Raw genomic sequence first — 9,006 nt, 5'->3', positions numbered from 1 at the left:
GGCGTGTTCGATTCCGGGGTGGGCGGCCTGACCGTCCACCACCGGCTCGTGGAGCGGTTCCCGGAAGCGGACTTCATCTATCTGGCCGACCAGGCCAACGCCCCCTATGGCGGGCGGCCCGGCGAAGAGATCGTCGAGCTGACGAAGGCGGGCTGCATCCGACTGTTCGACGAGGGCTGCGACGTCGTGGTCCTCGCCTGCAACACCGCCGCCAGCGTGGCGCTGCGGCGGCTGCAGCAGACCTGGCTGCCGGGCTATCGGCGCGCACTGGGGCGGCCGGTCAACGTCCTGGGCATCGTGGTGCCGACCATCGAGGCGGCCACGGGCCTGCCGTGGGAGCACGAGGCGCAGTGGCGCGAAGAGAAGGCCGAGAAGCTGGAGATCCTCGGCGTCTTCTCCACCCCGGCCACCACGAAGAGCCGCGTCTACGAGATCGAGATCGACAAGCGCCGGCAGGACGTGGCCGTCTTCTCCGAGCCCTGCCCCGACCTGGCGCGAATGATCGAGCAGGGCGCGCCGCGCGACGAGTTGGCCAAGGTGATCCAGGGGCACGTGAAGGCGCTGACCACGCGGATCGGCCGCGCGCCCGATCGGGCGATCCTGGGCTGCACGCACTACGAAATCGTGGCCGACCTGTTCCAGGCGGCGCTGCCGCCCGGCACGCCCCTGATCCGCCAGCCCGACGCCACGGCCGATGCGCTGGAGCGGTACTTTGCGCGCCACACAGAGTTCCGGCCGGGTACGACCGCCGTTCGTCGCTTTTTGACCACCGGCCAGCCCGGCGCGCAGAACAGCCTTGTTGAGACTTTCTGGGGCGGACCGCTAAGCTTCGAGCCGGTCTAGCTGACGGGGGAAGACATGCGGACGTGGATCCTGGGAGCGGCGGCCGCTCTCTTGTTCGCCGGCGGCGCGCAGGCCGAGGTGGTCGACACGAACGCCCAGGGCTTCCGGCTGAAGAGCGTGCTGCAGATCAAGGCGCCGCCGGCCCGCGTCTATCAGGCCATCGGCGAGCTTCCCCGCTGGTGGGACGGCGAGCACACCTATTCCGGCAAGGCCGAGAACATGACCTTCCCGCTGCAGGCGAACGGCTGCTGGTGCGAGACCATCCCCGGCGGCGGCAGCGTGCGCCACGGCGTGGTCGAGCTGGCCTGGCCGGCGCAGGGGATGATCCGCGCGGACGCGGCGCTGGGCCCGCTGCAGGACGAAGGTGTCTCGGGCGCGCTCTATTTCCACGTGGTCGCCAAGGACGGCGGGACCGAGCTCACCGTGACCTACAACGTCGGCGGCGCGCGCGACGCCATGGCCAAGGCCGGCCCGGGCGTCGACGCCGTGCTCAGCGGCGCGTGGGCGCGGCTGAAGCTCTACGTCGAGACGGGCAAGCCGTAGGCCGCGGCCGCGAGCGCTTCATCCAGGCGGCGGCCCTCGGCGTAGGGCGACAGGTCGGCCGTCGGCGCGCAGCCCGCACGCGGGTCGGGCAGGGCGGCGCCGATGCGGGTCTCCACCGGGAACACGCCGAACCACGCCGCCCAGCCGTCGTCGGCGGCGAGCTCAGTGACGCCGGTGTCCTTCACTTTCGCCGAGGCCTCCTCGATCTCCATCTCGACGAGAGCGATGCGGGTGAGCTCCTCGTCGGTGGTGGGACGCAGCTTCACCGGCCGGCCGGCGTAGAGACGGTCGATGAAGGCGTCCATGGCGGCGCGCTTGACGGTCAGGTCGTTGGTCAGCCGGGCGCGGCCGAAGGCCATCACGGAGCGGTAGTTCAGCGAGTGCGTGATGCCGGAGCGGCCGACGACGAAGCCGTCCAGGAAGCTCACGGTCACGCAGACCGGCGCGCCGTCACCGACCGTGTTGAGCATCCGGCTGGCCGCCGCGCCGTGCCAGTAGAGCTTGCGGCCTTCGCGCCAGTAGGCGGTGGGCGTCACGAACGGCTGGCCGTCGATGACGTAGCCGACGTGGGCCATGATCCCGGCGTCGAGGATGCCGAAGACCGTGGCCTCGTCATAGGCCGCCCGCTGCGGCCGGCGCCGCACCTGCGAGCGGGGCGTGGGGCTGAAGGCCGCGCCGGACCCGTCTGGCGGGGTCACAGCGCGGCCCTCAGGCTGGGCGCGGGGTGGGGGGACCGCGCCACGACAGTCGGCGGCTCGGGGAGGAGGGCCGCCACCGCCTGGGTGGAGAGGAGGCTCGGCAGCAGGCAGCCGGCCACGAGAGCGACCGCTACGGCATAGGCCAGGGTCGCGACGGCGAGGCGGCGCAGCGCGTCGATCATCAGGTTCGTCGGCATGGTCCGCCTCCTTTCGGGTTGGCGAACTACGCCGTATGTGGTCTGCTACATAGGTCCACTTCAAACATTCTGGACAGACCACTTGAGGGCCGATGAGCTGGGCCGACATCTATCCCTGGACCGCGCCGGAGACGGGCCGGCCGGTGATCCGGCAGGTCTATGATCAGGTGCGCGGCGCCATCCACGCCGGCGCGCTGAAGCCGGGCGGCCGCCTCCCCTCGAGCCGCGACCTGGCCGTCCGCCTGGGCGTGGCGCGGGCCTCGGTGGTCGCCGCCTACGACCAACTGCTGGCCGAGGGCTACGCCGAAGGCCGCACCGGATCGGGCACCTATGTCTCGCACGACCTGTCCGGCGTGCTGGACCTCAAGGCCCCCAAGCCCGCACCGGCGCCGGTCGCCGCGCCCGTATTGCCCGACCGTGCGCTGGACCTGGCCTCGGTCCCCACCGCGCCGACGTCGACCGAGCCGCAGATGTTCTCCAACGGGCGCACGCTGATGGACGCCCGCGCGCTGGACGCCTGGTCGGTCTCGACGCGCCGGGCCCTGCGCACGCTGGGCCCGCAGCACTTCGGCTATTCCGAGCCGGCGGGCGATCCGCGGCTGCGCACGGCGATCGCCGACTACCTGCGCGCCGCGCGCGGCGTCGTTTGCGAGCCCGACCAGGTGATCGTCACCGCCGGTGCGCAGCACTCGGTCGACCTCGCGGCCCGCCTGCTGCTCAGGCCGGGCGACAAGGTGTGGCTGGAGGATCCTGGCTACCCTCAGACCTGGCAGGCCCTGCTGGCCGCCCAGGCGCAGGGCGTGGCCGTGCCGGTGGATCGGTCCGGCCTCGTCGTGCAGGCGGGCGTCGAGAGCGCGCCGGACGCGCGGGTCGCGTTCGTCACCCCGTCGCATCAGTTCCCGCTGGGCGTGGCCATGTCGATGGGCCGCAGGCTGGAGCTGATCGCCTGGGCGCGGGCGGCGGGCGCCTGGATCGTCGAGGACGACTACGCCTCGGAGTTCCGCTACGAGGGCGCGCCGCTGGCCTCGCTGCAGGGGCTCGATGGCGGCGAGCGCGTCATCTACGTCGGCACGTTCAACAAGTCGCTCTTCCCGGGCATCCGGCTGGGCTACCTGGTGGCGCCGCGACCGCTGGTCCAGCCGCTGGCGGCGCTGCGCCGCCTGGCCGACCGGCAGCCGCCGACGCTGACCCAGGCCATCACCCTCGACTTCATGGATAGCGGCCAGTTCGCCGCCCACATCCGCCGTCGCCGGCTGGCCTACAGGGCCCAGCGCGACGCGCTCGCCGACGCGCTCACGCGTCGCCTGGGCCACATGCTGGAGGTGGACGTCCCTGACCAGGGCATGCACCTGATCGCCTACCTGAAGGACGGGCGCTCGGACCTGGACGTCGAGGCGAAGGCTGCGACCCGAGGGCTGATGGCGCGCGCCATCAGCCCGCTATTCCACACCGCCACGCCGCGCCAGGGACTCCTGCTGGGCTTCACCGGCTTCCCCCCGAAGGGCATGGACGCCGGCGTGGCCCGGCTGGCGGCGGCGGTAGGCTAAGCCGCCAGCGCGGTCTCCGCCGCGATCACGCGGCTGGCGGCGTTGACCACCGCGGCGATACGCAGCGCGGCCTGGATCTGTTGCGCCGGGACGCCGTGCTTCTTCAGCTCCGCTTCGTGGGCGTCGAGGCACATGCCGCAGCCGTTCACGGCCGAGACGGCGCTGGACCACAGTTCGAAGTCGACCCTGTCCACGCCCGGGTTGGCCAGGACGTTCATCCGCAGGCGGGCGGGCAGGGTCTTGTACTCGCCGTTCGAGAGGAGGTGCAGCGAGCGGTAGTAGACGTTGTTCATGCCCATGATGGCCGCCGCGGCCTTGGCGGCGGTCTTGGCCTCGGCGGACAGGCCGGCCGCGTCGGCGGCGGCCTCGAGCGACGTCACCACGGAGGGTACGCCCAGGGCATGGGCCGAGGCGACGAACGCGCCCCACTTCTGCTGCTCGCTGAGCACGGTCTCGGAGGCCAGGCTACCGAGGTTCAGGGCGATGTCCTTGGCGTAAGCGGGCAGGGCGTCGCGCAGGGCGTCGAGGGACATGGAGCTCTCCGGAAAAGAAGAAGCCCAGGGGCGCAGCTGGGGGAGGGAGGGCGCGCGCCCCTGGGCAAGGCTGGAGGTCCGCGGGTGTGCGTCGCGGTCTCCAGGCGTTGGCGGCGCCGGCGTGGGGCGGGCGCCGCCGTGCGGGTTAGGCGGCCTTCAGCGTCTCGCCGCCGACCGAGCGGTTGCACGGGCAGAGCTCGTCGGTCTGGAGCGCGTCGAGCACGCGCAGGGTGTCCTGCGGGTTTCGACCGACGTTCAGGTTCGTGACGTAGACGTGCTGCACCACGTTGTCGGGGTCGACGATGAAGGTGGCGCGCTGGGCGACGCCCTCTTCGAGGTTCAGCACGCCGAGGTCGCGGGCGAACTGGCCGCCGTTGTCGGCGAAGTTCCAGATCGCCAGGTTGTTCAGGTCCGCATGCTCGCGGCGCCAACCGAGCTTGGAGTGCTCGTTGTCGGTCGAGCCGCCCAGGACCACGGCGTCGCGGTCGGCGAACTCGCGGTTCAGGCGGGCGAACTCGGCGATCTCCGTCGGGCACACGAAGGTGAAGTCCTTCGGGTAGAAGAAGATGACCTTCCACTGCCCTTTGAAGCTGTCCTTGGTGAGGGTCTCGAACGCGCTCTCGCCGTTCTCCTCGTGGCGCATGAACTTGGGCTTCACACCCACGATCTTGAAGTCGGGAAGCGTCTGGCCAACACCCAGCATACGAAAACTCTCCTAGTGAAAGACGGTCGGCGGGTCGGGGAGGAGTGACTGCCGTGGCGGGGGAGATAGGGGGCCTTGCTGCAGAGCACAAATTGATAGTTTTTGGTGATCGAATAGATCGGCTCTATGATATCGGCCCGACCCTCGGAGGCGCGCCTTGCTGCCGACCATCCGCCAGCTCCAGTACCTCAAGCTGCTCGCCGAGCATGGCGCGTTCGGCAAGGCGGCCGAGGCGGCGCACGTGACCCAGCCCACGCTGTCGGCCGGCATCCAGGAGTTGGAGCGCACCCTAGGCGCCCCGGTCGTAGACCGCGCCCGCACGGGCGTGATCCTGACCCCGGTGGGCGAGGAGGCGCTGCGCCGCGCCACCGTGATCCTCAACGAGGCCGAGGAGCTGGTGGAATCGGCCAAGAACGCCGGCCAGCCGCTGACCGGCCGGTTCCGCCTGGGCGTGATCCCCACCATCGCGCCGTTCCTCCTGCCGGGCGCCCTGCCGCTGCTGCGCCAGCGGTTCCCGCGGCTGAAGCTGTTCCTGCGCGAGGACCAGACCCAGCGGCTGATCGCCCAGCTGAAGGCGGGCCGCCTCGACGCCGCACTGATCGCCCTGCCATTCGACATGGGCGGGCTGGAGTGGGCGCACGTGGCCGACGATGAGCTGTTCGCGGCGCTGCCGGCGGACCATCCGCTGGCGAAGCTGGCGTCCACCGCGCCCGAGGCGCTGGAACGCGAGAACCTGATCCTCCTCGAGGATGGCCACTGCCTGCGCGAGCACGCGCTGTCGGCCTGCAAGCTGGGACCGCCGAAGACCGGCCTGGGCGAGGAGCCGTTCGCCGCCACCTCGCTGCCGACCCTGGTGCAGATGGTGGGCTCAGGCCTGGGTGTGACCTTCCTGCCCGAGATGGCGGTGAGCGCGGGACTGGCCAAGGGCGCCAACGTTGCCGTCCGGCCGATCGACGCCGACCACCCGTCCCGCGAGATCGTCGTCGCCTGGCGCGCCGGCTCCAACCGCCGGGCCGAGGGCCGGCTGCTGGCCGAGGTGTTCAAGGAGGTGTGAGGGCGCTACGCGCGCACCTCCCCCACGATTGTCATCCCGGTTTTGGCCTCGGGCCAAAGACCGGGATCCAATGAGCTCGGCGCTGCGGGACAGCGTGCAGCGTTGATGCCGCGCCTCTTCCTCGACCTCAGAGTCCAATGGGTCCCGGTGTTGGGCTGCGCCCAACCCGGGATGACAACCGGTTTTAGATATCTTTAGATACAGTCGAAAAACCGCTTGCGCCGCAAAACGGTTTCGATGTATCTAAATTTCAGACATATCTAAATCAGGTCTAAAACGGAATGCACAGACACTTTTTCCACGAACGTAACTGCCACCGCAGCCGGCATGGCTGGGGCGGTCGGATGGGCCATGATCGCGGCGAGCGCCGCGGCGGCCGTCGCTTCGGGCGCTTCTTCGAGCACGGCGACCTGCGTTGGGTCGTGCTGGCCCTGCTCGAGGAGCAGCCGCGCCATGGTTACGAGCTGATCAAGGAGCTGGAGGAGCGCACCGGCGGCGCCTATCGGCCCTCGCCCGGCGTGGTCTATCCGACGCTGGCGATGCTGGAGGACGAAGGCTTCGTCCGCCAGGCCGGCGGCGAGAGCGGCCGCAAGCTCTATGAGCTCAGCGATGAGGGCAAGGCCGAGCTTGACCGACACCGCACCACCGTCGAGGGCCTCTTCGCCCAGATGGAGGAGTCGGCCCGCCACGCCGGCCCCGGCCGTCCCCGCGTGGGCCGCGCGATGATGAACCTGGGCATGGCGCTGAAGAACCGCATGCAACGCCCGATCAGCGCCGAACAGCTCGACCGCATCGTCCAGATGATCGACGACACCGCCGCGGAAATCGAGAAGAGCTGAGAGCCGCTTTCCTCCCCGGCTCGCGCATGGGCTCCCGCGCAAGCGGGGGCCCTTTTCTTTTGGAACCACGGAAAACACGGAAGGACACAGAAGGGAGCGGCTGCGCCTCCCGTGTTTTCCGTGTTTTCTGTGGTCCAAATGGGTGGAGGGCGGGATGCGGCGCAGGGAAGTACTCACGGGCCTCACGGCCCTCGGCGCGACGGCCGCAGCCCCGGCGCGGCGGCCGCCCAACATCATCGTCGTGCTGGCCGACGACCTGGGCTGGGGCGACCTCGGGGCCTACGGCTCGCCGCTGATCGCGACGCCCAATCTCGACCGCCTGGCCCGGCAAGGCGTGCGGATGACCGACTTCTATGCCTCGGCCAACGTCTGCACCCCATCACGGGCCGGCCTGCTCACCGGCCGCTACCCGATCCGTTCCGGCCTGGCGCACCAGGTGATCCAGCCCAACGACACCAACGGCCTGCCGGCGTCGGAGATCACGCTCGCCGAAGCGCTGAAGCCGGACTACGTGACCGCGATGGTCGGCAAGTGGCACCTGGGCCACCAGGCGCCGTTCTGGCCGCCGACGAACCACGGCTTCGACCTGTTCTTCGGCCTGCCCTACAGCCACGACATGAAGCCGCTGGCGCTCTACGAGGGCGCCCCGGGCGTCGAACTGACCCGCGAGGACGTCGACTTCCCGCGGCTGACCGAGCGCTTCTTCGATCGCGGTCGCCGGTTCATCTCCGACAACCGCGCGCGGCCGTTCTTCCTGATGCTGACGCTGACGGCGCCGCACCTCGAACTGTTCCCGCACCCCGACCACAAGGGCCGCTCGAAGGCCGCGGCCTACGGCGACGTGGTCGAGGAGGTCGACGCGCAGATGGGCCGGCTCATGGACCAGTTGAGGGAGCTGGGACTCGAGCGCGACACGGTCGTGATCGTCACGTCCGACAACGGCCCGTGGTTCGAGGGCTCGGCCGGGCCGATGCGGGACCGCAAGGGCGGCGCTTCGTGGGACGGCGGCTATCGCGTGCCGTTCATCGCCTGGGGCCCCGCACGGCTGCCCGCGGGCAAGGTGAGCCGCGAGATCGCGATGAACATCGACGTCCTGCCGACGCTGCTGGCTCTGGCCGGACGGCCCCTGCCCGCCGCCGAGCTGGACGGCCGCGACCTGACGGGCGTGCTAACCCGCGGCGCGAAGAGCCCGCACGATGAGCTGGTGCTGTTCGACAACGAGAAGGTCGCCGCGATCCGCACCGACCGCTGGAAGTACGTCGTGCGCAGCTACTACCGCAGCTACGACTTCCCGGTGGCCGACCGCTTCGGCCCGATGCTGTTCGACGTCCGCGCCGACCCTTCCGAGACCTACAACCTGGCGAGCCTGCACCCCGCGGTCGTGGCGGAGATGAAGGGCCGGTTCGAGCGGGCGAAGGCGACGTTCGAACCGCTGGGCAAGCGCTACAGGCCGCCCACCTAATAGCCCTCCTCCTCGATGGAGGAGGGTTGGGTGGAGGTGTGGCCGCCGAGGCGATGGGTAGGACTCCGTTGGGCGCCGGCGCCAAAGGAGCGCTCCACTTCAACGCTCCGCCCACACCTCCATTCCCGGCCCTTCCTCCATCGAGGAGGAAGGGAGACGGTAGATGATCCGGCGCTTCGGCCGGCACGTCGAAGCGCCTCAGGTGCGGTAGCGTCCCGTTTCGCCTATATGCGGGCCCCATGGCGCGTCCGTTCCTCAAGATGAACGGGCTCGGCAACGACTTCGTCGTGGTCGAGACCCGGTCCGGTCCCTTCTCCCCGACGGCGGAAGAGGTGCGCGCCATCGCCGACCGGAAGGGCGGCGTCGGGTGCGACCAGCTGATCGTCATCGAGAAGTCCGACGGGGCCGACGCGCACGTCCGCTTCTGGAACGCCGACGGCGAGGAAGTGAGCGCCTGCGGGAACGGGACCCGCTGCGTGGGCTGGCTGCTGATGCAGTCGTCCGGCAAGGACGAGGCGGTCATCGACACCAAGGCCGGCCGCCTGGTTGCGACCCGCGCCGGCGAGCGGCTGGTCAGCGTCGACATG

Annotated in this window: 11 protein-coding genes; 7 read left to right on the top strand and 4 right to left on the bottom strand. The window is 70.3% G+C overall.

Annotated elements, in window-relative coordinates; translation table 11 throughout:
* Both VGD44_RS00480 and VGD44_RS00475 read left to right on the top strand, forming a co-directional pair.
* A partial coding sequence (locus VGD44_RS00480; RefSeq protein WP_331082738.1) for a glutamate racemase occupies positions 1-843 on the top strand: 843 nt, incomplete at its 5' end.
* Between the two features lie 15 nt (positions 844-858).
* Positions 859-1,386, top strand: a complete 528-nt coding sequence (locus tag VGD44_RS00475; RefSeq protein WP_331082736.1) for an ATPase — start codon at positions 859-861, stop codon at positions 1,384-1,386.
* Here VGD44_RS00475 and VGD44_RS00470 read toward each other — a convergent pair.
* Both VGD44_RS00470 and VGD44_RS00465 read right to left on the bottom strand, forming a co-directional pair.
* Entirely contained in the window at positions 1,362-2,084 is a 723-nt protein-coding gene (locus VGD44_RS00470) for a pyridoxamine 5'-phosphate oxidase family protein (RefSeq protein ID WP_331082734.1), read from the bottom strand. The genes VGD44_RS00475 and VGD44_RS00470 overlap by 25 nt on opposite strands.
* On the bottom strand, positions 2,081-2,281 hold the full coding sequence (locus tag VGD44_RS00465) for a hypothetical protein (protein WP_331082732.1): 201 nt from the start codon (positions 2,279-2,281) through the stop codon (positions 2,081-2,083). Before VGD44_RS00465 ends, VGD44_RS00470 begins: the two co-directional genes overlap by 4 nt.
* 92 nt (positions 2,282-2,373) lie before the next feature.
* Here VGD44_RS00465 and VGD44_RS00460 point away from each other — a divergent pair, with 92 nt between their 5' ends.
* Positions 2,374-3,828: a PLP-dependent aminotransferase family protein gene (locus tag VGD44_RS00460; RefSeq protein ID WP_331082730.1), complete on the top strand. Its 1,455-nt coding sequence runs from the start codon at positions 2,374-2,376 to the stop codon at positions 3,826-3,828.
* Here VGD44_RS00460 and VGD44_RS00455 read toward each other — a convergent pair.
* Together VGD44_RS00455 and VGD44_RS00450 are read right to left on the bottom strand one after the other, a co-directional pair.
* Positions 3,825-4,361: a carboxymuconolactone decarboxylase family protein gene (locus tag VGD44_RS00455; RefSeq protein ID WP_331082728.1), complete on the bottom strand. Its 537-nt coding sequence runs from the start codon at positions 4,359-4,361 to the stop codon at positions 3,825-3,827. The two genes, VGD44_RS00460 and VGD44_RS00455, sit on opposite strands and share 4 nt — an antisense overlap.
* Positions 4,362-4,506: 145 nt before the next feature.
* Positions 4,507-5,064 (bottom strand): peroxiredoxin, encoded by a 558-nt coding sequence (locus VGD44_RS00450; RefSeq protein WP_331082726.1) that lies wholly within the window; start codon positions 5,062-5,064, stop codon positions 4,507-4,509.
* A 157-nt stretch (positions 5,065-5,221) separates the two neighbouring features.
* Between VGD44_RS00450 and VGD44_RS00445 the strand changes: the two genes are divergently transcribed.
* The 4 genes from VGD44_RS00445 to VGD44_RS00430 form a co-directional block, all read left to right on the top strand.
* Positions 5,222-6,118, top strand: a complete 897-nt coding sequence (locus tag VGD44_RS00445; RefSeq protein ID WP_331082724.1) for a hydrogen peroxide-inducible genes activator — start codon at positions 5,222-5,224, stop codon at positions 6,116-6,118.
* 344 nt (positions 6,119-6,462) lie between these two features.
* Positions 6,463-6,957 (top strand): PadR family transcriptional regulator, encoded by a 495-nt coding sequence (locus VGD44_RS00440; RefSeq protein WP_331082722.1) that lies wholly within the window; start codon positions 6,463-6,465, stop codon positions 6,955-6,957.
* Positions 6,958-7,111: 154 nt separating this feature from the next.
* A complete protein-coding gene (locus VGD44_RS00435; protein WP_331082720.1) occupies positions 7,112-8,419 on the top strand; it encodes a sulfatase in 1,308 nt (435 codons plus the stop codon).
* A 239-nt stretch (positions 8,420-8,658) separates the two neighbouring features.
* Positions 8,659-9,006: diaminopimelate epimerase (locus tag VGD44_RS00430; protein WP_414694603.1), on the top strand; the 348-nt coding region annotated here is incomplete at its 3' end.

The organism is Phenylobacterium sp., assembly GCF_036402295.1.
GTDB lineage: Bacteria > Pseudomonadota > Alphaproteobacteria > Caulobacterales > Caulobacteraceae > Phenylobacterium.
The sequence above is the reverse complement of the archived record's forward strand: the minus strand, read 5'-3'. Positions and strand labels throughout refer to the sequence as shown.